Raw genomic sequence first — 19,884 nt, 5'->3', positions numbered from 1 at the left:
TCGCCCGCCCCGGCCTCAACGGCCGTACGTCCGGTCGCAGATGACCGCCTCGGGGCTGCCCGGACGCCAGCCGCCGTACTTCTTGCCCAGCGAGCAGATGTCCGCGTTCTCGCCGGTGCCGGTGTCGCCCCCGGGCGACCGCGGGAGGCCGGGGACCACGGCACGGGGGCGCTCGGGGGCTCGGGTCCGCTCCGGTGCCTCGGGGCGGGCCGGGGGCGGCTGTCGCTCCGGGCGGGCCCGGGCGGCCGGCGGCTCGTCTTCCGGCGGGTCCGCCGGGGGTGCCGTGCGGCGCGGCTCGTCGGCCGGTTGGTCCGGGGTCCGGGAAGGGCCGATCATCTCCAGTGCCTCGCGGGCCGGCGCCTGCACGACCCGTGGTTCGGCGGGGCCGTCCGGACGCGGCGCGGACGAGCGGGCGCCGGGTGCCGACGGGTCGGCCGCGGTCGGGCCCTGGACCGTCGTACAGCCGGTCAGCGCCGCGGCCACGGTCACCAGGAGAGCTGCGGTGGTCGTCGTTCGATGCACCCGCGCCACTCTGGCGGGCCGGGCCCCTGCCGCGACGGCGGACAGGCGGAGGTTGCCCCGCACGGGTGATCTCCGGCCCCGTACGGAGGCCCGTGCGCCGCCCGGGGTGACGTCAGTCGCCCGTGGCACCGTCGATGCGTTCGCGGAGCAGGTCGGCGTGCCCGTTGTGGCGGGCGTACTCCTCGATCATGTGGGTGTGGATCCAGCGCAGGGTGTAGCGCTCACCGGTGCGCCGGTGCTTGCCCCGGGTCGGCGCGTCGAGGGGGACGCCGGCCGCGTTGCGCCGGGCCGCCTCGATCTCGGCCTGCCAGGTGGCGTGGGCGTCCGCGAAGGTGTCCGACCCGGTCACCCGGAATTCGCCGTCTGGGTCCGCGTCCGTGTAGTAGATGGGCTCGGCGTCCTCGTCGGCCAGCACCCTGCGGTACCAGCTGCGCTCCACCTCGGCCATGTGCCGCACCAGCCCCAGCAGGGACAGCGTGGAGGGCTCGGCGGCGGCGGTCCTGAGCTGGGCGTCGGTGAGGCCCTCGCACTTCCACGCGAGGGTCTGCCGGTGGTACTCCAGCCAGCCCTCCAGCATGGTGCGTTCGTCGGATTCGGGGGCGGGCTCGCGGCGCTCGGTCGTCATGGCGCCATCCTCGCTCACCCGGTGCCCCGCCCACCATCGGGTTTCATTCGCCCAGCAGCCCGTCCAGCAGCTCGCGCAGCCCGGCCCGCACCTCCGCCGGGTCCGGAACCTCGGCGTGGAAGGACCCGGCCACGCAACTGAACATCAGCCCGTCCGCCCAGGCGACCAGTGACAGCACGTGCCGGGCGGGGTGGGCCGAGCCCATGGCGGTGACGAGCGCGCCCAGTTGGTCCCGGAACCGGGCGCCCGCCGCGTCGAAGTGGGCCCGCAGTTCCGGGCGGCGCGTGGCCTCCAGGGCCAGTTCGTAGCGGGCCAGGGTCAGCGCGCGGTTCCGGGTCAGCGCGCGGTGCGTGGCCAGTGCCAGCGCGTCCACCAGGGCGTCGAGCCCGGACCGCGGGTCCGGCATCTCGTGCAGCGCCAGCACCCGCGCCTCCCGGTCGGCCAGGCGGCGCACCGCCAGTTCCAGGAGTGCCTGCCGGGTCCTGGCGACGTTGGAGGTGGAGCCCTGGGGGAGCGCGGCCGCCTCGTCGACCGCGCGGTGGGTGAGTCCGCGCATGCCGCGCTCGGCGAGCAGGGCGAGAGCGGCGTCGGCGACGAGGTCGGCGCGGGAGGCGCCCGTGGGGGGCGCGGGGGATGCGGTGCGTGCGGGCATGAAAGCCAACCTACCTTCTTCACTACGGCTGTAGTACAGTCGAACCAAGCGTTCACTACATCTGTAGTGAACGGGATGTGCCGACGAGGGGACAGAGTCATGCCAGGCGTGAAACGGGCCGTCGTGATCGGCGGCGGGATCGGCGGGCTGACCGCGGCGGCGGCCCTGCACCAGCGCGGCCTGCGCGTCACCGTCCTGGAGCGGGCCGCCTCGCTCCAGCCGATCGGCGCGGCGATCTCCCTGTCGCCCAACGCGCTGCGCGCCCTGGACGTCATCGGGCTCGGGGACGAGATCCGCGACCTCGCCGCCTGGCAGGGCGACGGGGGACTGCGCACACCGGGCGGACGCTGGCTCTCCCGCTCGAACGCCGAGGCCGCCGCGGCACGCTTCGGCGGTCCGCTGGTGCTGCTGCACCGGGCCACGCTCATCGACCGCCTGGCCGCGCTGCTGCCGGCGGACGCCGTCCGCACCGCCGCCGACACGCGGCTCGCCGACCCCGGCGACCGCGACCGGCCGGCCCGCGTGCGCACCCCGCACGGCGAGCTGGAGGCCGATCTGGTCGTCGCGGCCGACGGCATCCGCTCCGGCGTACGCGGCACGCTGTTCCCGCGCCACCCGGGGCCCGTCTACTCCGGCTTCACCACCTGGCGGGTGGTGATCCCCGTCCCCGGCGCCGACTTCGCCTCGCACGAGACCTGGGGCCGGGGCCGCATCTGGGGCACGCACCCGCTCAAGGACGGCCGGGTCTACGCCTACGCCGCCGCCGTCGCTCCGCCGGGCGGGCACGCGTCCGACGAGAGGGCCGAGCTGCTCCACCGGTACGGCGACTGGCACGACCCGATCCCCGCCGTCCTCGCCGCCGCCCGCCCCGAGGACGTCCTGCGCCACGACGTGCACCACGTAGTGGAGCCGCTGCCCGCCTACCACGGCGGCAGGGTCGCCCTCGTCGGCGACGCCGCGCACGCCATGCCGCCCACCCTCGGACAGGGCGGCAACCAGGCGATCGAGGACGCGATCGTGCTCGCCCACCACTGTGACGACCTGGCCGCCTACACGGCCGCGCGTCTGCCCCGTACCACCGCCATCGCCCGGCAGGCCGTGAAGGTCGCCCGCCTCAACCTGATGACCAACCGGGCCGGCACCGCCGTGCGCGACGCCGCGATCGCCGCGCTGTCCAAGGCCGGCCCCGCCCTCTTCCTGCGGAGCTTCGACGGCATCGCCGACTGGCGGCCCCCGCGGTCCCCGTATGCTTCCCGGCAGACCCAGGCAGGCGAGCGTTAGAGGAGCACACCCCGTGAAGGTCGGCGTCATCGGACTCGGCGACATCGCGCAGAAGGCCTATCTGCCGGTGCTCGCCGTCCTGCCCGGGGTGGAACTGCACCTGCAGACCCGCACCCCCGCCACGCTCACCCGGATCGGGGAGAAGCTGCGCCTTGCGCCGGAGCGGCTCCACGCCGACCTCGACGCGCTCCTGGCCGCGGGCCTCGACGCCGCCTTCGTGCACGCGCCGACCGCCGTCCACCCCGAGATCGTGACCCGGCTGCTCGAAGCCGGCGTCCCGACCTACGTCGACAAGCCGCTCGCCTACGAACTCGCCGACTCCGAGCGCCTGGTGACCCTCGCCGAGGAGCGCGGCACCAGCCTCGCCGTCGGCTTCAACCGGCGCCACGCCCCCGGCTACGCGCAGTGCGCCGAGCACCCGCGCGAGCTGATCATCATGCAGAAGAACCGCACGGGCCTGCCCGAGGACCCCCGCACGATGGTCCTCGACGACTTCATCCACGTCGTCGACACGCTCCGCTTCCTGGTGCCGGGCCCGGTCGACGACGTCACCGTGCGCGCCCGCGTCCAGGACGGCCTGCTCCACCACGTCGTGCTCCAGCTCGCCGGCGACGGTTTCACCGCCCTCGGCGTCATGAACCGGCTCAGCGGCTCGGCGGAGGAGATCCTCGAGGTCTCCGGTCAGGACACCAAACGCCAGGTGGTCAACCTCGCCGAGGTGATCGACCACAAGGGCCAGCCGACCGTGCGGCGGCGCGGCGACTGGGTCCCGGTGGCCCGGCAGCGCGGCATCGAACAGGCGGTGCTCGCCTTCCTGGACGCGGTGCGCGCCGGCAAGGTGCTCAGTGCCCGGGACGCGCTGGAGACCCATGAGCTGTGTGAGCGGGTGGTACGCGCGGTGCACGAGCGTTCCGCCTGAGCCGCACCGCCCGTACGCCCTCGCCGACGCCCCACGCCGCGAGGATCAGCAGGGACGCGTGCAGCGTCCAGTCGCCGAAGCGGACGTACGGCGTCGTCCCGTGCGTCACCGGGACCTCGTACACCCGCGACTCGCTCGCGTCCGTACCGAGCCACGAACCGATCCGCGCGCCGTTCGCGTCGTAGACGGCCGAGACGCCGGTCAGCGTCGAGTGCACCATCGGCCGGCCGGTCTCGGCGGCGCGCAGCGCGGCGAGCGAGGCGTGCTGCTCCGGCGCCCAGGTGTGCTGGAAGGTCGACGTGGACGACTGGGCGAGCAGGACCTCGGCACCGTCGGCGGCGAGCCGGCGGCTCATGTCGGGGAACGCGCTCTCGAAGCACACCATCGGCCCGACGCGCAGCCCGTCCCCGACGTCCATCACCACCTGCTCACTGCCCCGCCGCCGGTCCTCGCCCGCCGCCTCGCCCACCGACGTCGCCCAGCCCAGCAGCGAACGCGCCGGGACGTACTCCCCGAAGGGAACGAGCCGCATCTTGTCGTACCGGTCGCCGGTCGGGCCGTCGGGACCGACGAGCACCGAACTCTTGTAGATGCCCGGCTTGTCCGAGCGCCGCGCGTCCACGTTGACCAGGATGTCAGCGCCGGTCTCCCCCGACAGCGCCGCGAGCCGCCGGGCCAGATCGGGCCGGTCGTCCAGGTCGAAGCCGACACTGCTCTCGCCCCAGACGATCAGATCGAGGTCCCGGCCGGCGAGCCCTCGGGTCAGCTCCTCCTCGCGGTCGAAACGCCGGTCGGCGCTGTCCGCCCCGGCGACGACGCCCGGCTGCACCACCCCGATCGCCACCCGCTCACCGCCATCGGGGCGCGGGGACCAGACCCAGGCGGCGGAGGTCGCCGCGGCGGTGGCCAGGAGCCCCGCGAGAGCGGGCACCCGGGCCCGGCGGACGGCGACGAGCACCGCCACGGCGACGTTGACGGCCACCACCAGGAAGCTCAGCAGCCACACCCCGCCCACCGAGGCGAGGCGCAGCGCCGGCGCCACCTGCCACTGACTCGCGCCGAGCACGCCCCAGGGGCCGCCGAGCCCCTCCCAGGAGCGGACCAGCTCCACCGCCAGCCAGCCCGACGGCAGTACCACGAGCGCCGCCGCCACCCGACCGGCCGAGGGCGCCCCGCCCAGCATCCGGCGCACCAGCCAGCCCCAGGGCGCCCACAGCGCTCCGAGCAGCGCCGCGACGACGAACGTGAACACGTGCAGGTTGGGCAGCAGCCAGTGGTGCATGGCCAGCATGAAGCCGAAGCCGCCGCACCAGCCGTCGTACACGGCGCGCTTCCCGCGCGGCGCGCCGCGGGCCAGCAGCAGCCAGGGCACCAGGGCGATCCAGGCCCACCACCACAGGGCCGGGCCCGGAAAGGCGAGCACGGGCAGCGCGCCGGCGAGTACGGCGGTGGCCGAACGGCGCCACGGGGAGGCGAGCCAGTGACCGAGGATCCTCATGGGCGCCTCCCTACCCCTTGGTCCCTTCAGTGTGCGCTCTCGACGAGGGCGGATTCAGTTGATCACATCGGATGTCCGCGCCCCGTGAAGCGCGACCTCCGCCTAGGATGATCGATGATCGATCAGACGGCCGGATGGCTCCGTGCTCCCGGCCCTCGCTCACTGGAGGTACTCATGTCACGTCCCCTCACGGTGGTCACCGGTGGCAGCCGGGGCATCGGTGCCGCCACCTGTCTGCGGCTCGCCGCCGACGGGCACGACGTCGTCGTGGGCTATGTGCGGGACGACTCGGCCGCCGAGGCGGTCGTGGCCGGGGTGCGCGAGGCGGGTGGCCGCGGCCTCGCGGTGCGGGCGGACACCTCGGCGGAGTCCGACGTCGAGCGGCTCTTCGAGGTGGCGGAGGAGCGGCTCGGCCCGGTGACGGGCCTGGTGAGCAACGCGGCCGTGACCGGGCCGCTCGGCCGGCTCGCCGACAGCGACACCGCGACCCTGCGCCGGGTCCTCGACGTCAACCTGCTGGGGGTGCTGCTGTGCTCCCGCCGCGCCGCGCAGCTGATGACCGCGCGGGGCGGCGGCGCGATCGTGAACGTGTCGTCGGGCGCCGCGACCATCGGCAGCCCGGGGGAGTACGTCCACTACGCGGCGACCAAGGCGGGCGTCGACGCCCTCACCCTGGGCCTGGCCAAGGAACTCGGCCCGGACGGAATCCGCGTCAACGCCGTCGCGCCCGGGGTCGTCGACACCGAGATGCACGCGGCCATGGGCGATCCGGAACGCGCTCGGCGAATGGGCGCGGCCGTCCCGATGGGCCGCCCCGGCCGGGCGGAGGAGATCGCCGCGGCGATCTCCTGGCTGATGTCGCCGGACGCCTCGTACACGACGGGTGCGGTGCTGCGGGTGGCCGGCGGACGCTGACGTCCGGCCCGGGGCCGCTCAGGCCGCTTCGATGACCTCGCCGCGGATCGCGGTGGCCCATTCGACCACCAGCAGCTCGTACTCCACGCGCTCCTGCGCCGACAGGGTCCCGCCCGCTCGCCGCCACAGGGCACGGATCTGGTCGTTCAGCTCCGCCGCGGACCGCACGGAACCAGGAGTCACGGAATCGGGGGACATGCGGACAAGCCTAGGGGCACGCACTGACAGTGCGCTACCGGACGGCTACACAAGCGATCCGGTCAGTGGGCCGACTCCGCGGCGTGCGGGCTCAGGACACCCGCGAAGACCAGGACGATGATGACGATGCCGAGCGCGATCCGGTACCAGACGAACGGCATGAAGCTCTTGGTGGAAATAAATCGCATGAACCATGCGATCACCGCGTACCCGACGGCGAAGGCGATGACCGTCGCGAAGAGCGTCGGGCCCCAGGAGACGTGGTCGCTCTCCATCGCGTCGGTGAGCTCGAACAAGCCGGACGCCAGCACCGCCGGGACGGCGAGCAGGAACGAGTACCGGGCCGCGGCCTCGCGCCGGTAGCCCATGAAGAGGCCGCCGCTGATGGTCGCCCCGGACCGGGAGACGCCGGGGACCAGGGCCATGGCCTGGCAGAGGCCGTAGATCAGGCCGTCCCGGACGGTCAGGTCCGTCAGTTCCTTGCGCTGCTGCGGGGCGCGGTGCCGGCCGCCCTTCTCGTCCCGCGCGGCCATGCGGTCCGCGACGCCGATGATCACACCGACGACGATCAGCATCGTCGCGGTGATCCGCAGGTCGCGGAACGGCCCCTCGATCTGGTCCTTCAGCGTCAGCCCCAGCACCCCGATCGGGATCGAGCCGACGATCACCAGCCAGCCCATGCGGGCGTCGGGGTCGTGGCGCATCTCCTTGTTCGTCAGCGACCGCGTCCAGGCGGAGAGGATCCGCCCGATGTCCTTGCGGAAGTAGATGAGGACGGCGGCCTCGGTGCCGATCTGCGTGATGGCGGTGAAGGCCGCTCCCGGGTCGTGCCAGCCGGAGAACGCCGCGGTCAGCCGCAGGTGCGCGCTGGAGGAGACGGGAAGGAACTCGGTCAGCCCCTGGACGAGTCCGAGGATGAGTGATTCAAACCAAGACATGAAGTTACGGAGTCCAAGTGCCGAACGAAAACGGGCATGGACACACCGAACCGCCGTGCGGTGATCAGGATCAGGCGTGCCGAGGGGCAGCGTAGCGCCCCAAAGTGAAGATCAGCCCACAGGGAGTTGACCTCCGGGGGCCTCCCGTCAGTTCCCGCGCAGCCGGTGCCGCTTGCGCCAGGCCACCACCGCGCCCGCCAGCCCCGGCAGCGCGATACAGGCCAGCGCGATCAGGAAGGCCGGCGAGGTCGGCGTCGAGGCACGGGCACCGGCCACGGCGTAGGCGGCGGTGTTGGGGATCGAGCCCAGCCCCGTCGCCAGCAGGAAGGGCAGCAGCCCCATGCGGGAGACGGCCGCGCAGTAGTTGACGGCGGCGAAGGGCACCCCCGGGAACAGCCGTGCCGCCAGCACCGAGCGGAAACCGTGCCGGCTCAGCTGCCCGTCCGCCGCCTTCAGCCACTTGCCCCGCAGCAGCGGCCGCAGCGCCTCCTGGCCCAGCATCCGGCCCAGACAGAAGGCGATGCCCGCGCCGAGCACCGTCCCCGCCAGCGCCGAGGCGAGGCCGAGCTGGGAGCCGAACAGGGCACCGGCGGCCAGGTTCAGCAGCGGACGCGGTACGAACGCGACGGTGCACAGCCCGTACGCCACCGCGTAGGCGACCGCCGCCGCGATCCCGCCGAGCTGCGGGGGCCAGCCGTCGGTCAGCAACTCCTGCGGCCGGAACAGCAGGACCGCCGTGGCCGCTGAGGCCAGCAGCAGGACGAGCAGGGAGAGCCGGGACCACGGGGAGAGCAGGACTCTCGCCACGCGGGCGGCGGCACCGGCCGGTGGGACCGGCCCGGCGGCCGTGGCGACGGCGAGCTCTGTCGCGGCGGTCCGGGGAGAGACCGTGGCGGTGCCCCCAGAGCGGGTGGTGGCATCGAACATCCGGTGACACTAACCGACAAATGTGTGTGATCGCCGTATGGTGCGTCTCATGAGCGTCACAGCCAGGGAAATTCCGGACGTGCCGCGCAGCCCCTACGCGGACACCGTGATGGAGCGGCTCACCGCCGTGTACGGTGCCGCGGCCGAACCCGAACGGGCCGCCGGCATGCGGGCGTACATGAGGGACGTCGCTCCCTTCCTGGGTCTGACCTCGCCCGTTCGCCGCGCCCTGACCCGCACCGTCCTGGAGGGAACACCCCGGCCGGCGGAGCCGGACCTCACCGCCGTGGCGCTCCTCTGCTGGCGGCTGCCCGAGCGCGAGTACCAGTACTTCGCCGTCGATCTCCTGCGCCGTCATGTGACGCATTGCTCTTCCGGATTCCTGCCCGTGGTCCGGCATCTGCTCACCACGGTGCCGTGGTGGGACACCGTCGACCTGCTCGCGGCGCACGTCGTCGGGGGACTGGTCGCGGCCGACCGCGGCCTCACCGCCGACATGGACGCCTGGAGCGCGGACGAGGACAGGTGGCTGGTCCGCACGGCGCTGCTGCACCAACTGCGGTACAAGGAACGCACCGACCCCGACCGGCTCTTCGGCTACTGCCTGCGCCAGGGCGGCCACGACGACTTCTTCGTCCGTAAGGCCATCGGCTGGAGCCTGCGCGAGTACGCCAAGACCGACCCGGACGCCGTACGCGCCTTCGTGGCCGGACACGGGCCGCGCCTCGCGCCGCTGTCCGTGCGGGAGGCGCTGCGGAACATCGGTCCGTAGCCGACCGGGGCGGCACGCTCCGGACTTCCGTGCCGTCAAAAACCATTCGACCCCGGGCAGCGCGTCGGCGAGGATCGGCGTCATGTTCCGGCACGCCTTCCACCTCGCAGCATCCGCGGTCGCGGATGCCCCGAAGGCTGCCGTCATCCTCTTCCCGGCAGCCGTCGACGGCGCCCGAAGCTGACCCTCCCCGGAACGTCCGGCGGACCCCGCAGGGGAGGGTCGGCCAGTCCCCCTGGGGTCCCACCACCGCCACGAGGCTTCGAGGAACCGCCATGTCCAAGACGGCGTACGTCCGCACCAAACCGCACCTCAACATCGGCACCATGGGCCACGTCGACCACGGCAAGACCACCCTGACCGCCGCCATCACCAAGGTGCTCGCCGAGCGCGGCGCCGGCACGTTCGTGCCGTTCGACCGCATCGACCGTGCCCCCGAGGAGGCAGCGCGCGGCATCACCATCAACATCGCGCACGTCGAGTACGAGACCGACACCCGGCACTACGCGCACGTCGACATGCCCGGCCACGCCGACTACGTCAAGAACATGGTCACCGGCGCCGCCCAGCTCGACGGGGCGATCCTGGTCGTCTCCGCGCTGGACGGGATCATGCCGCAGACCGCCGAACACGTCCTGCTGGCCCGGCAGGTGGGCGTCGACCACGTCGTCGTCGCCCTCAACAAGGCCGACGCCGGGGACGAGGAGCTCACCGACCTCGTGGAGCTGGAGGTCCGGGAACTGCTCACCGCGCACGGTTACGGCGGGGACGCCGTGCCCGTCGTACGGGTCTCGGGGCTGAGGGCGCTGGAGGGCGACCCGCGGTGGACGGCCTCCGTGGAGGCGCTGCTCGACGCCGTGGACACGTACGTGCCCATGCCCGAGCGGTACCTGGACGCGCCGTTCCTGCTGCCGGTGGAGAACGTGCTCACCATCACCGGCCGGGGCACGGTCGTCACCGGAGCCGTCGAGCGCGGCACGGTCCGCGTCGGCGACCGCGTCGAGGTGCTCGGCGCGTCCGTCGAGACGGTCGTCACCGGCCTGGAGACCTTCGGCAAGCCGATGGAGGAGGCCCAGGCCGGGGACAACGTGGCGCTGCTGCTGCGCGGCGTCGCCCGTGACACGGTGCGCCGGGGACACGTGGTCGCCGCACCCGGCAGCGTCGTACCGGCACGGCGGTTCACGGCGCGGGTGTACGTGCTGTCGGCGCGCGAGGGCGGACGCTCGACGCCCGTCGCCACGGGATACCGGCCGCAGTTCTACATCCGCACCGCCGACGTGGTCGGGGACGTGGACCTCGGCGAGGCGGCCGTCGCCCGGCCCGGGGACACGGTCACGATGACCGTGGAGCTGGGGCGGGACGTGCCGCTGGAGACCGGGCTCGGGTTCGCCGTCCGCGAGGGCGGGCGGACCGTCGGAGCGGGGACCGTGACGGCCGTCGGCTGACGCGGCCGGCGGTTGGCACAATGGGCAGGTGAACGAAGCCGTACCCGTCACCCGTGTCACCGACCACGGCACCGCCAAGCTCATGCCCGACGTCGACCGGGAACGGGCCTGGCTGCTCACCGTCGATGGGGCTCCGCAGTCGTACGTCGACCTGGACGAGCCGGCGCACCTGGAGTTCGAGTACACGCGCCGGCTCGGCCACGTCCTGGACACGGTCGCCGAGCCGACGCGTCCGCTGGACGCGGTGCACCTGGGCGGAGGCGCGTTCACCCTGCCCCGGTACCTGGCCGCGACCCGGCCCGGTTCCCGCCAGGACGTCGTCGAGGCAGACCGGGGACTGCTGGACCTGGTCGCCGAGTACCTGCCCCTTCCGGAGGGCGCGGGCGTCACCGCCCACGGCACCGACGCCCGCGCCTGGTTGGAAACCGCCCCCGAGAACTCGGCCGACGTCCTGGTCGCCGACGTCTTCGGGGGCTCACGGGTGCCCGCGCACCTGACCTCCGTCGGCTACGCCCGTGCGGCGGCCCGCGTCCTGCGACCCGACGGCGTGTACGTGGCCAACCTGGCCGACACGGCGCCGTTCGGCTTCCTGCGCTCCCAACTGGCGACGTTCGCCTCCCTCTTCGCGGAGCTCGCGATCATCGCCGAACCGGGTGTGCTGCGGGGCCGCCGCTTCGGCAACGTCGTCCTCGTCGCCGCGCACCGGCCCCTCGACACGGCGGCGCTGGCCAGGCGCACCGCCGCCGACGCCTTCCCGGCCCGGGTCGAGCACGGACCCGCCCTGCGGGACCTCACCGGCGACGCGCGACCCGTGCGGGACGAGGACGCGGTGCCCTCGCCCGTGCCTCCCGCGGGGGCGTTCGGCATCGGCTGAGTACCGGGTTCCTAGGACTCGGTCGGAGGCTCCTCGGTGAGGCGGACGGTGCTCAGGATCTTCTGGATCGTCGCCTCCGGCACCTCTTCCTTGACGCCCTTGGCGCCGTAGAGGTTCCAGGTGACGAAGTCCCCGGCGCCGTTCTTGAAGGCGAAGGTGATCGCCTTGCCCTCGCTGTCGCACTTACCCTTCTGGGGCGTGCCCTCGGAGTGCGCCGTGATGACGCTGCCCTCGAGGCCGGAGGCGGTCGTGTACGCCTTCGGCTTGCCGTACTTGACGCTCTTCTTGTCCGGTTGGGTGTAACCGCCGAAGATCCACCACGGCACCCGGGTCTCGGCCGCCATGTTCGTGTCCTTGGCGCCGCTCTCCCCGCGCGTACCGGCGGTGGCGAGGGCGGTGCTCTCCTTGCGGCCGTCCTTGTTCTCGTCCGTGGTGCACCACTCGGACTTGAGGTAGGCCGGGGCGGTGACCGTGGTCCGGTCGAGCTTGCCGTCCTCCTTCTCCCACTCGAAACCGACGCTGGTGTCGGTGCTGTCGAGCTCCCAGTCGGCGGGCACGTCGAACATGGTGCCGAAGCGCGGGTTGGCGACGACCTGCCAGCCCTCGACGGTGGGCGTCAGCTCGCCACCGCCGCGCGGGTTGTCGCCGGAGCCGGACGCGCTGGGATCGGCGGTCGGGGACTGCGACTTCTCCGCGGTCGCGGTCGCGGTCGGCTTCTTGTCCTTGCCGTCGTCGGCCTGGTCGTCCTTGTCACCGCCCAGCACCAGGAACCCGGTGACCCCGGCGGCCACCACGACCGCGAGCGCCGCGACGATCGCGACCACCTTGGTCCGGTTCCCGCCACCGTCACCGCCGCCGCCGGTGGCCGCCATCGGAGTGGTGACGGGCTGCGGCGTGCTCCACTGCTGTTGCCCGTACGCGCCGGGCTGCTGCTGGTAGCCGGGCTGCTGGTACGGATTCGGCTGCTGGTACCCCGGCTGCTGGTACGGGTTGTTCGGCGGATTGTTCTGCGGGTTCTGCTCGCCCCCGGGCGGCTGCTGTCCTGGCCACATGAGCAGTCACCCTAATGCCGCCGAGGACACGATTCGGTCACTGCCCTTTGTCAGGGACGTACCGAACGGTGGCGAGGATCTTCCGGACGGTGCCGTCCGGCACCTCGTCGGCGACGTTCGCCGCCCCGTAGAACGACCAGGAGACGAGGTCGCCGTCGGCGGTCTCGAAGGCGAACGTCGTCGCCTTGCCGTCCACGTCGCACTTGTCCCGCCTCTCGACCCCGGACGACCGGGAGGTGGCGACGCTGCCCACGATGCCGGAGGACGTGGTGAAGGAGGTGACCGGTCCCGTCGTCACCTTGTCGTGCGCCGGCTGGGCGAAGGCCCCGTAGACCCAGGCCGCCGAGTCCTTCCCGGCGATCTCCTCGGTGCCGCGCGCCCCCTCGTTGCCCCGGGTGCCCGCACTGGCCAGGGGCACGTGGTCGACCCAGCCGTCCCGGTCGCTGTCCGCCGCGCACCACTTCTCCTCGAGGACGGCCGGGGCCCTCATGGCGACCAGGGGCTCGTCCTCGGGGTCGTCGTTCTCCGCCACGTAGGTGACCCAGGTGGGCGCCTTCGGCACCCAGGAGGCCGGAACGTCGAAGGCGATGCCCAGGTCGGGGTTGGTGACGACCTGCCAGCCCTCCACGGTCGCCCGCGGTCCGTCCGCACCGGCGGCCGACGCGGGCTCCGAGGAGGCGGCGGGGCCGGGCTCGGCCCGGTCGTCACCGCCGCCCAGCAGGATGGTCCCAGTGACGGCGGCGGCGACCACGACCGCCGCGGCGGCGACGATCGCCACCACCTTCGTACGGCCGCGGCCCGGTGGCCGTACGGGCGGCGGGGCGCCCGTGGGCGCGGGGGTGTGCCAGGCCGCGGGCGGCTGCCGGCCCGCGTAGGGCGACTGCCCGGCGTACGGCTGGTGCTGTCCGGCGTACGGGGGGCGCCCGGCATGAGGCTGGTGCTGCTGGTGGCCGGGCTGCTGGTACGGGTCGGGATGCCGCGAGTTCGGTCCGCCGGCGGACGGCTGTTCTCCTGGCCACATGGCCGGCAAGCATACGGCGATCATTCGGCGTGCCTGGTCCTCGGATACTACTCGCGGGTAACCTGTCGTCCATGAGCGCAGACCAGATGTCGATAGGCGAGTTGCTCGCCGCCACGGTGCCGATGGTCAGGACCCTGAACCTCGAGTACCTGGAGACCACTCCGGAGAGGGCCGTACTGGCCCTCCCGGACCAGAGCGAGTACCGCAACCACGTCGGCGGACCGCACGCCGGGGCCATGTTCACGCTGGGCGAGTCGGCCAGCGGCGCCATCGTGCTGGCGGCCTTCGGCGATCAGCTCTCCCGGGCGGTGCCGCTGCCGGTCACCGCGGAGATCGCCTTCAAGAAGATCGCGCTCGGCCCGGTCAGGGCCACGGCGACGCTCGGCCGTCCGATCGCCGAGGTGGTGGCGGAGCTGGACGCGGGCAGCCGCCCCGAGTTCCCGGTCAGCGTCGCCATCCAGCGCGAGGACGGCGCCGTGACCGGTGAGATGACCGTCACCTGGACCCTGCGCCCCAACGGCTGACACCCGCTGAACAGGTAGGCTTCCCGGGTCGCCTCGGTCGAGGCGACCCGGGAAGCGGCAGTCAGGCCCGCCCGGACCCGGAAGCAGGGGCGCGAATCGGAGGGTGTGGCGTTGCACGTCCAGGAGTGGCTCGACACGGTGCCCGCGGTGGCCGTCTACGCCGTGGTGGGACTCGTCATCGGACTGGAGAGCCTGGGCATCCCGTTGCCGGGCGAGATCATCCTGGTCTCGGCGGCCCTGCTGTCCTCCCAGCACGGCGGCATCGACCCGCTCGTCCTGGGCGCCTGCGCCAGCGCCGGCGCGGTGATCGGCGACTCCATCGGGTACGCCATCGGCCGCAAGGGCGGCCGGCCACTGCTGGCCTGGCTGGGCAAGAAGTTCCCCAGGCACTTCAGCGAGGGGCACATCGCCACCGCCGAACGGTCCTTCCAGAAGTGGGGCATGTGGGCCGTCTTCTTCGGCCGCTTCGTCGCCCTCCTGCGCATCTTCGCGGGTCCGCTCGCCGGTGTGCTGCGGATGCCGTACTGGAAGTTCCTGATCGCCAACGTCCTCGGCGGCATCGTCTGGGCGGGCGGCACCACCGCCGTCATCTACTACGTCGGCGTCGTCGCCGAGTCCTGGCTGAAGCGCTTCTCGTGGCTGGGCCTGGTGCTGGCCGTGGGCATCGGCATCGCCTCGATGCTGGTCCTCAAGCGCAAGGCGGCCAAGGCCCAGCCTCTGACCACCGGGGACTGAGGCGCCCCCAAAGGGGCGCGGGGCCGTGTCGATCTGCGGCTCCGCCGCGCGGGCGCGACCAGCCACGAACAACCCGCGGACGGCGTTCCTACAGACCGCCCCCCACTGCTCCCCGATGCTCCACAGCCAGCGCCGCGTACATCGTGCCGTTCAGCGTGACCCCCTGACGCTCCTCCTCCGTCAGCTCCCGCCTCACCTTCGCCGGCACCCCCGCCACCAGCGACCCCGGCGGCACCTCCATCCCCTGCGGCACCAGCGCCTGCGCGGCGACCAGCGACCCGGCGCCGATCACCGCGCCGTTGAGGACCGTCGCCCCCATGCCGATGAGACAGTCGTCACCGACGACGGCTCCGTGCACCACGGCGTTGTGCCCGATGGAGACCCGCTCGCCGACCGTGACGGGAAAACCGGGGTCGGCGTGGAGCGTGCAGTTGTCCTGGACGTTGCTGTCCGCGCCGACGGTGATCCGCTCGACGTCGCCGCGCAGCACCGCCCCGTACCAGACGCTCGCCCCGGCGTGCAGGGTCACGTCGCCGACGACCGAGGACGTCGGTGCCACGAAGGCCTCCGGATCCACCTTCGGTTCCCTGCCGCCGATGCCCGTGATCAGCGCCTGCTGCGTCATCTCCGCCTCCTGTTCGGGTGATGCCCCGGGTGATGTACGGCACCGTACGCCACCCGGTGGGGTGAAGATCACAGGCCTCCCGCGCCATGGCCGCAGGGCACGCGGACTACCGTGAGCGGGTGCCGAAGCGCAAGAACACGTATCCGTCCTGGCGGACCCGCCTCGCGCAGCGGGCCGTCCACGCGGGCTGGGCCTGGGTGCAGCGCACCGGCTCCGTCACCGCCGCACACCCCGGTCGCTTCCGCTTCGGCGCCCTCGGCACGGGCACCCGCCTCGCCTTCCCCCTCGGCACGGTCTTCGGCGAGCCCTGGATCCACGTCGGCGCCCACTGCATCATCGGCGAGCAGGTCACCCTCACCGCCGGGCTCATGCCCGACCTGGACCTGGGCCCCGAGCCGATCCTGCGCATCGGCGACGGAGTCGTCCTGGGCCGCGGCAGCCACGTCATCGCGGACACCACGGTCACCATCGGCAGCGACTGCTACTTCGGCCCGTACGTCTACGTCACCTCCACCAACCACTCCTACGACGACCCGCACCAGCCCATCGGCAAGCAGTGGCCCCGCATGGACCCGGTGGAGATCGGCCCCGGCTGCTGGATCGGCACCGGCGCGGTGATCCTGCCCGGCGCCCGCGTCGGCCGGAACGTGGTGGTGGCCGCCGGCGCGGTGGTCCGGGGCACCGTCCCCGACCACGCCGTGGTGGCGGGCGCCCCCGCACGGGTCGTACGGCGCTGGACGCCTGACGACGGCTGGCAGCCGCCCCTGCGGACGCCGGCCCCCGTGCCGATACCGGACGGGATCACGCCCGGACAGCTCCGGGCGCTGTCGCAGTTGGACGACGAGGCGGTGGCCCGGCTCGCCGAGTCGGACGACCGGCCGGCGACGGCGGGAAAACTGACGGAACCGGCGGGCGAGAGCTGAGCGTTCGGGCGCCCGGCGGTACGGTTCAGGGCGCCCCGCAGTACAGTTCGGTGAACGTCCGGGTGCGGCCGACGGCGGTCCGGGCACCGCACCGCGTCGCCCGGACCAGTGAACCAACACATGGACGGAATGTGGCGGACCTCGACCTGCTGACCCAGTCCCTGGCACGCAACGTCAGGCGCTGGCGCGCCGAGCGCGGCTTCACCCTGGAGACGCTCGCCGCGCGGGCGGGTGTCAGCCGCGGCATGCTCATCCAGATCGAGCAGGCCCGCACCAACCCCAGTCTCGGCACGGTCGTCAAGATCGGCGACGCCCTCGGCGTCAGCATCACCACCCTCCTCGACTGGGAGCAGGGCTCCACGGTCCGCGTCGTCCCCGCCGAGCAGGCGGTACGGCTGTGGCACACCGACGCGGGCAGCTTCAGCCGGCTGCTCGCCGGGAGGGAGGCGCCCGGCCCGCTGGAGATGTGGGAGTGGCGGCTGATGCCGGGCGAGAGGAGCCCGTCCGACCCGCACCCCACCGGCACGGTCGAGCTGGTGCACGTCACGGCCGGGGAACTCACCCTCACCGTCGACGGCGTGGCGCACCGGGTCCCGGCGGGGGCGAGCGCCTCCTTCGAGTCCGACACCCCCCACACCTACGGCAACGAGGGGGACGTGCCGATGGAGATGGTCATGGCGGTCTCGGTGCCGCCCGTTCGCTGAGACGGCCGTCCGCGCCGGCGCCCGCCGTTGCTAGCGTGCGGCCATGCACGCACCCATCGGCGACTTCGACCGCGCCAAACCCGCCCCGGACGCCCTCGACGAACTGACCCGCCCGGTCGCCGACGCCGTACGCCACTGGCGCGGCAGCGTCCCCGCCGACCAGTTCGTCTACGTCGACACCGATCCGGAGTGGGCCGACACCGCCACGTTCGTCGAGCACTACGGCCGTGAGCTGCTCGAACAGTCCGCCAACTGTGTCGTGGTGACCGGCAAGCGGGGCGGCGGCACCACCCTGGCCGCCTGCGTGGTGCCCTCGAACACCCGGGTCGACGTCAACGGTGCCGTACGCCGTCACCTGGGCGCCCGCAAGGCCTCCTTCGCGTCCATGGACACGGCGACCGGCGAGACCGGCATGGAGTACGGCGGCATCACCCCGGTCGGCCTGCCCGCCGACTGGCCCGTGCTGGTGGACCCGGCCGTCGTCGACCTGCCGTACGTCCTCGTCGGCAGCGGCCGCCGGCGCGGCAAACTCCTGGTGCCGGGCAAGGCCTTCGCCGAGTTGCCGGGGGCCGTGGTACTCGAAGGGCTGGGCGTGGCCTGAAGCCCGCGCGGTGGCGTGACGGGTGGTGCGGACCGCCCGCGGCAGGGCCGGCCCGCCTCCAGTCGGTGCGGACTCAGCCGAGCCGGGGGATCTCGATCGCGGGGCAGCGGTCCATCACCATGTCCAGGCCCGCGGCCCGCGTCCGCCCGTAAGCGGCCTCGTCGATCACACCGAGCTGGAACCAGACGGCGGCGGCGCCCTTCGCGACCGCCTCGTCGGCGACCGCGCCGGCCAGCTCGCTGTTGACGAAGACGTCCACGACGTCCACCTCGAAGGGGACGTCCGCCAGGGAGGCGTAACCCTGCTCCCCGTGCACCGTCTCCGCCTTGGGATGCACGGGCACGACGCGCTTGCCGAAGCGCTGGAGCACCTCGGCGACCCCGTACGCCGCGCGCTGCCGGTTGGACGACAGGCCGACCACGGCCCAGGTGTCGCCGAGCTCGGTGAGGATCCTGCGGACGGTTGCCTCGTCGCCGTACACCGGCGGCCTCCTTGGACTCTGGGACGACTCGCGTGTCGGGCCTTCCGGTGGGACAACGGACGGCGCGGTCGCGGGATTCCCGAGTGGAAGGGTGAACGGCCGGCGGGCGCGCCCCCGGTGCGGCACGGCCCCACCACGCCTACGCTCACCGCGTGCTGCGCATCATCGACGCCCGAACCGGCCAGCCCGTCCCCGCCGCGCCCGCCCGGCGGGGCCCGACCCGCGTCCACGTCCACGCGCCGGGCCCCGGGACGCCCGGGGTGCGGGTGTTGCTCGTCGCCGACCTGCTGATCCGCGCCCTCGAACTCGACGGCACGCCCGCGTGGGCGCTGCTGAGCGACGGGGAGGACGGGACCCGGCTGCGCGAGGCGGCGGCCGCCCTCGGCATCCGCCCCTTCGAGGACGCCGGCGCCTTCGGCCCGGGCGCCGGCCAGACCGTGCACGTGGTCGGCGAGGGCGGCGCCGCTCCCGAGGGGGCGACGGTCGCGGTGGCCGCCGCGGACCCGCCCGCGCCCGACCTCTCCGACCCCGACGCCCTGCGCCTCGCCCTGCTGGCACGGAACCACCACGCGCGCGTGGTGCTCGACGCGAGTGCGCTGGACGACGCCCGCGAGACCCTCGCCCGCTGGCGCCGCGCGGTCGCCACCTGGGCGCGGCAGCCGTCGCGCCCGGTGCCCGGCGAGGTGCGCGACCGGCTGCGGGCCGCCTGGGAGGACGACGCGGACGCGCCCGGGGTGCTGCGGGTCCTGCGCCAGGTGGAGACGGACCCGGACCTGCCCGACGGAGCCCGGTTCGAGACCTACGCCTACGCCGACCGGTTCCTCGGCCTCCACCTCGCCCGGGACGTCGGGGCCCCGCGGTGACCGCGGCCCTCGCCGCCCCCTCCGGCCGGGGCGACCGCGCCGGGGGGCGGGATCCGGCGAGCGCATAGGCTGGGCGGATGCAGGACGAGTACCGCACGGTCGCCCGCGCGGGTGTGCACGAGACCGAGATCAACCGCTCCCGCTTCCTGTGCGCCCTCGCCCCGGCCGCCACCGAGCAGGAGGCCCAGGAGTTCATCGCGGGCGTGCGCAAGGAGCACGCGGACGCCACCCACAACTGCTGGGCGTACGTCATCGGCGCCGACGCCGGCGTGCAGAAGGCCAGTGACGACGGCGAACCCGGCGGCACCGCCGGCGTCCCCATGCTCCAGATGCTGCTCCGCCGCGACATGCGCTACGTCGTCGCCGTCGTCACCCGCTACTACGGCGGGGTCAAGCTCGGCGCGGGCGGACTCATCCGCGCCTACGGCGGCGCGGTCGGCGAGGCCCTGGACGACCTGGGCACCCTCACCCGCCGCCGGTTCCGCCTGGCCACCGTGACCGTCGACCACCAGCGCGCCGGCAAGCTCCAGAACGACCTGCGCACGGCGGGACGCGCGGTGCGCGACGTCCGGTACGCCGAGGCGGTCACCATCGAGATCGGACTGCCGGAGGCCGACGTGGACACCTTCCGGGCGTGGCTCGCGGACGCCACCGCGGGATCGGCCGGGTTCGAGCTGGGCGGAGAGGCGTACGGGGACGCCTGACGGTAGGGGAGTAATAGGGACTTAACGGACATCGCGAGCCGGGAGTTCGAGGGCGAAACAGGAGTAACCACCCGGACTGTCGGAC

The 19,884-nt window shown here is 73.4% G+C and carries 24 protein-coding genes; 13 read left to right on the top strand and 11 right to left on the bottom strand.

Going from position 1 to position 19,884, the window contains the following annotated elements:
* Positions 1-15: 15 nt before the first annotated feature.
* The 3 genes from M6G08_RS31290 to M6G08_RS31280 all read right to left on the bottom strand — a co-directional run bounded on the left by M6G08_RS31290 (position 16) and on the right by M6G08_RS31280 (position 1,799).
* Positions 16-522, bottom strand: coding sequence for a hypothetical protein (locus M6G08_RS31290; protein WP_336299022.1), 507 nt, complete (start codon positions 520-522; stop codon positions 16-18).
* A gap of 112 nt (positions 523-634) precedes the next feature.
* Positions 635-1,147: a DinB family protein gene (locus tag M6G08_RS31285; protein ID WP_272590500.1), complete on the bottom strand. Its 513-nt coding sequence runs from the start codon at positions 1,145-1,147 to the stop codon at positions 635-637.
* A gap of 43 nt (positions 1,148-1,190) precedes the next feature.
* Entirely contained in the window at positions 1,191-1,799 is a 609-nt protein-coding gene (locus M6G08_RS31280; protein WP_272590499.1) for a TetR/AcrR family transcriptional regulator, read from the bottom strand.
* A gap of 99 nt (positions 1,800-1,898) precedes the next feature.
* Here M6G08_RS31280 and M6G08_RS31275 point away from each other — a divergent pair, with 99 nt between their 5' ends.
* Together M6G08_RS31275 and M6G08_RS31270 are read left to right on the top strand one after the other, a co-directional pair.
* The gene (locus M6G08_RS31275; RefSeq protein WP_272590498.1) at positions 1,899-3,080 is read left to right on the top strand and encodes an FAD-dependent monooxygenase; all 1,182 of its coding nucleotides are present in this window, start codon (positions 1,899-1,901) and stop codon (positions 3,078-3,080) included.
* Between the two features lie 13 nt (positions 3,081-3,093).
* Positions 3,094-3,999 (top strand): Gfo/Idh/MocA family protein, encoded by a 906-nt coding sequence (locus M6G08_RS31270; protein WP_272590496.1) that lies wholly within the window; start codon positions 3,094-3,096, stop codon positions 3,997-3,999.
* On the opposite strand, the gene lnt is transcribed toward M6G08_RS31270, so the two are convergent.
* Complete coding sequence (gene lnt / locus M6G08_RS31265) at positions 3,923-5,497, bottom strand: apolipoprotein N-acyltransferase (RefSeq protein ID WP_272590495.1); 1,575 nt, start codon at positions 5,495-5,497, stop codon at positions 3,923-3,925. The two genes, M6G08_RS31270 and lnt, sit on opposite strands and share 77 nt — an antisense overlap.
* 174 nt (positions 5,498-5,671) lie before the next feature.
* On the opposite strand from lnt, the gene M6G08_RS31260 reads away from it, so the two are divergent.
* A complete protein-coding gene (locus M6G08_RS31260) occupies positions 5,672-6,412 on the top strand; it encodes an SDR family NAD(P)-dependent oxidoreductase (RefSeq protein WP_272590494.1) in 741 nt (246 codons plus the stop codon).
* A gap of 18 nt (positions 6,413-6,430) precedes the next feature.
* Here the strand turns inward: M6G08_RS31260 and M6G08_RS31255 are convergent, their stop codons facing one another.
* From M6G08_RS31255 to M6G08_RS31245, 3 genes are all read right to left on the bottom strand, one after another.
* On the bottom strand, positions 6,431-6,610 hold the full coding sequence (locus M6G08_RS31255; RefSeq protein WP_073731417.1) for a hypothetical protein: 180 nt from the start codon (positions 6,608-6,610) through the stop codon (positions 6,431-6,433).
* 62 nt (positions 6,611-6,672) lie between these two features.
* Positions 6,673-7,548 carry an undecaprenyl-diphosphate phosphatase gene (locus M6G08_RS31250; RefSeq protein WP_272590493.1) on the bottom strand — a complete coding sequence of 292 codons (876 nt, stop codon included), beginning with the start codon at positions 7,546-7,548 and terminating at the stop codon, positions 6,673-6,675.
* Between the two features lie 147 nt (positions 7,549-7,695).
* Positions 7,696-8,475 (bottom strand): TVP38/TMEM64 family protein, encoded by a 780-nt coding sequence (locus M6G08_RS31245; RefSeq protein WP_272590492.1) that lies wholly within the window; start codon positions 8,473-8,475, stop codon positions 7,696-7,698.
* 49 nt (positions 8,476-8,524) lie between these two features.
* Between M6G08_RS31245 and M6G08_RS31240 the strand changes: the two genes are divergently transcribed.
* From M6G08_RS31240 to M6G08_RS31230, 3 genes are all read left to right on the top strand, one after another.
* Complete coding sequence (locus M6G08_RS31240) at positions 8,525-9,247, top strand: DNA alkylation repair protein (RefSeq protein ID WP_272590491.1); 723 nt, start codon at positions 8,525-8,527, stop codon at positions 9,245-9,247.
* A gap of 275 nt (positions 9,248-9,522) precedes the next feature.
* Positions 9,523-10,692 carry an elongation factor Tu gene (tuf, locus tag M6G08_RS31235; RefSeq protein ID WP_272590490.1) on the top strand — a complete coding sequence of 390 codons (1,170 nt, stop codon included), beginning with the start codon at positions 9,523-9,525 and terminating at the stop codon, positions 10,690-10,692.
* Between the two features lie 28 nt (positions 10,693-10,720).
* On the top strand, positions 10,721-11,566 hold the full coding sequence (locus tag M6G08_RS31230) for a spermidine synthase (RefSeq protein WP_272590489.1): 846 nt from the start codon (positions 10,721-10,723) through the stop codon (positions 11,564-11,566).
* A gap of 11 nt (positions 11,567-11,577) precedes the next feature.
* Here M6G08_RS31230 and M6G08_RS31225 read toward each other — a convergent pair whose 3' ends face one another.
* Both M6G08_RS31225 and M6G08_RS31220 read right to left on the bottom strand, forming a co-directional pair.
* Positions 11,578-12,618: a DUF8017 domain-containing protein gene (locus M6G08_RS31225; protein WP_272590488.1), complete on the bottom strand. Its 1,041-nt coding sequence runs from the start codon at positions 12,616-12,618 to the stop codon at positions 11,578-11,580.
* Positions 12,619-12,655: 37 nt separating this feature from the next.
* Entirely contained in the window at positions 12,656-13,639 is a 984-nt protein-coding gene (locus M6G08_RS31220; protein WP_272590486.1) for a DUF8017 domain-containing protein, read from the bottom strand.
* Between the two features lie 86 nt (positions 13,640-13,725).
* On the opposite strand from M6G08_RS31220, the gene M6G08_RS31215 reads away from it, so the two are divergent.
* Both M6G08_RS31215 and M6G08_RS31210 read left to right on the top strand, forming a co-directional pair.
* A complete protein-coding gene (locus tag M6G08_RS31215) occupies positions 13,726-14,163 on the top strand; it encodes a DUF4442 domain-containing protein (protein ID WP_272591484.1) in 438 nt (145 codons plus the stop codon).
* Positions 14,164-14,274: 111 nt separating this feature from the next.
* Positions 14,275-14,898 (top strand): DedA family protein, encoded by a 624-nt coding sequence (locus M6G08_RS31210; protein ID WP_272590485.1) that lies wholly within the window; start codon positions 14,275-14,277, stop codon positions 14,896-14,898.
* 88 nt (positions 14,899-14,986) lie between these two features.
* Here M6G08_RS31210 and M6G08_RS31205 read toward each other — a convergent pair whose 3' ends face one another.
* Complete coding sequence (locus M6G08_RS31205; protein WP_272590484.1) at positions 14,987-15,523, bottom strand: gamma carbonic anhydrase family protein; 537 nt, start codon at positions 15,521-15,523, stop codon at positions 14,987-14,989.
* 119 nt (positions 15,524-15,642) lie between these two features.
* Here M6G08_RS31205 and M6G08_RS31200 point away from each other — a divergent pair, with 119 nt between their 5' ends.
* The 3 genes from M6G08_RS31200 (at position 15,643) to M6G08_RS31190 (ending at position 17,751) form a co-directional block, all read left to right on the top strand.
* Positions 15,643-16,446, top strand: a complete 804-nt coding sequence (locus M6G08_RS31200; protein ID WP_272590483.1) for an acyltransferase — start codon at positions 15,643-15,645, stop codon at positions 16,444-16,446.
* A gap of 131 nt (positions 16,447-16,577) precedes the next feature.
* Positions 16,578-17,150 carry a helix-turn-helix domain-containing protein gene (locus M6G08_RS31195; RefSeq protein WP_272590482.1) on the top strand — a complete coding sequence of 191 codons (573 nt, stop codon included), beginning with the start codon at positions 16,578-16,580 and terminating at the stop codon, positions 17,148-17,150.
* Between the two features lie 43 nt (positions 17,151-17,193).
* The gene (locus tag M6G08_RS31190; protein ID WP_272590481.1) at positions 17,194-17,751 is read left to right on the top strand and encodes a YbaK/EbsC family protein; all 558 of its coding nucleotides are present in this window, start codon (positions 17,194-17,196) and stop codon (positions 17,749-17,751) included.
* Positions 17,752-17,824: 73 nt separating this feature from the next.
* Here the strand turns inward: M6G08_RS31190 and M6G08_RS31185 are convergent, their stop codons facing one another.
* Positions 17,825-18,232 carry a CoA-binding protein gene (locus M6G08_RS31185; protein ID WP_272590480.1) on the bottom strand — a complete coding sequence of 136 codons (408 nt, stop codon included), beginning with the start codon at positions 18,230-18,232 and terminating at the stop codon, positions 17,825-17,827.
* Between the two features lie 152 nt (positions 18,233-18,384).
* Here M6G08_RS31185 and M6G08_RS31180 point away from each other — a divergent pair, with 152 nt between their 5' ends.
* A complete protein-coding gene (locus tag M6G08_RS31180) occupies positions 18,385-19,095 on the top strand; it encodes a hypothetical protein (RefSeq protein ID WP_272590479.1) in 711 nt (236 codons plus the stop codon).
* 77 nt (positions 19,096-19,172) lie between these two features.
* Complete coding sequence (locus tag M6G08_RS31175) at positions 19,173-19,799, top strand: YigZ family protein (RefSeq protein WP_272590478.1); 627 nt, start codon at positions 19,173-19,175, stop codon at positions 19,797-19,799.
* The last annotated feature ends 85 nt before the right edge of the window (positions 19,800-19,884 follow it).

Origin of the sequence: Streptomyces sp. M92, assembly GCF_028473745.1 — a bacterium.
In the GTDB taxonomy this organism is placed as follows: Bacteria; Actinomycetota; Actinomycetes; order Streptomycetales; family Streptomycetaceae; genus Streptomyces.
Note: the sequence above shows the minus strand (reverse complement) of the source record. Positions and strands in the feature narration are given on the sequence as shown.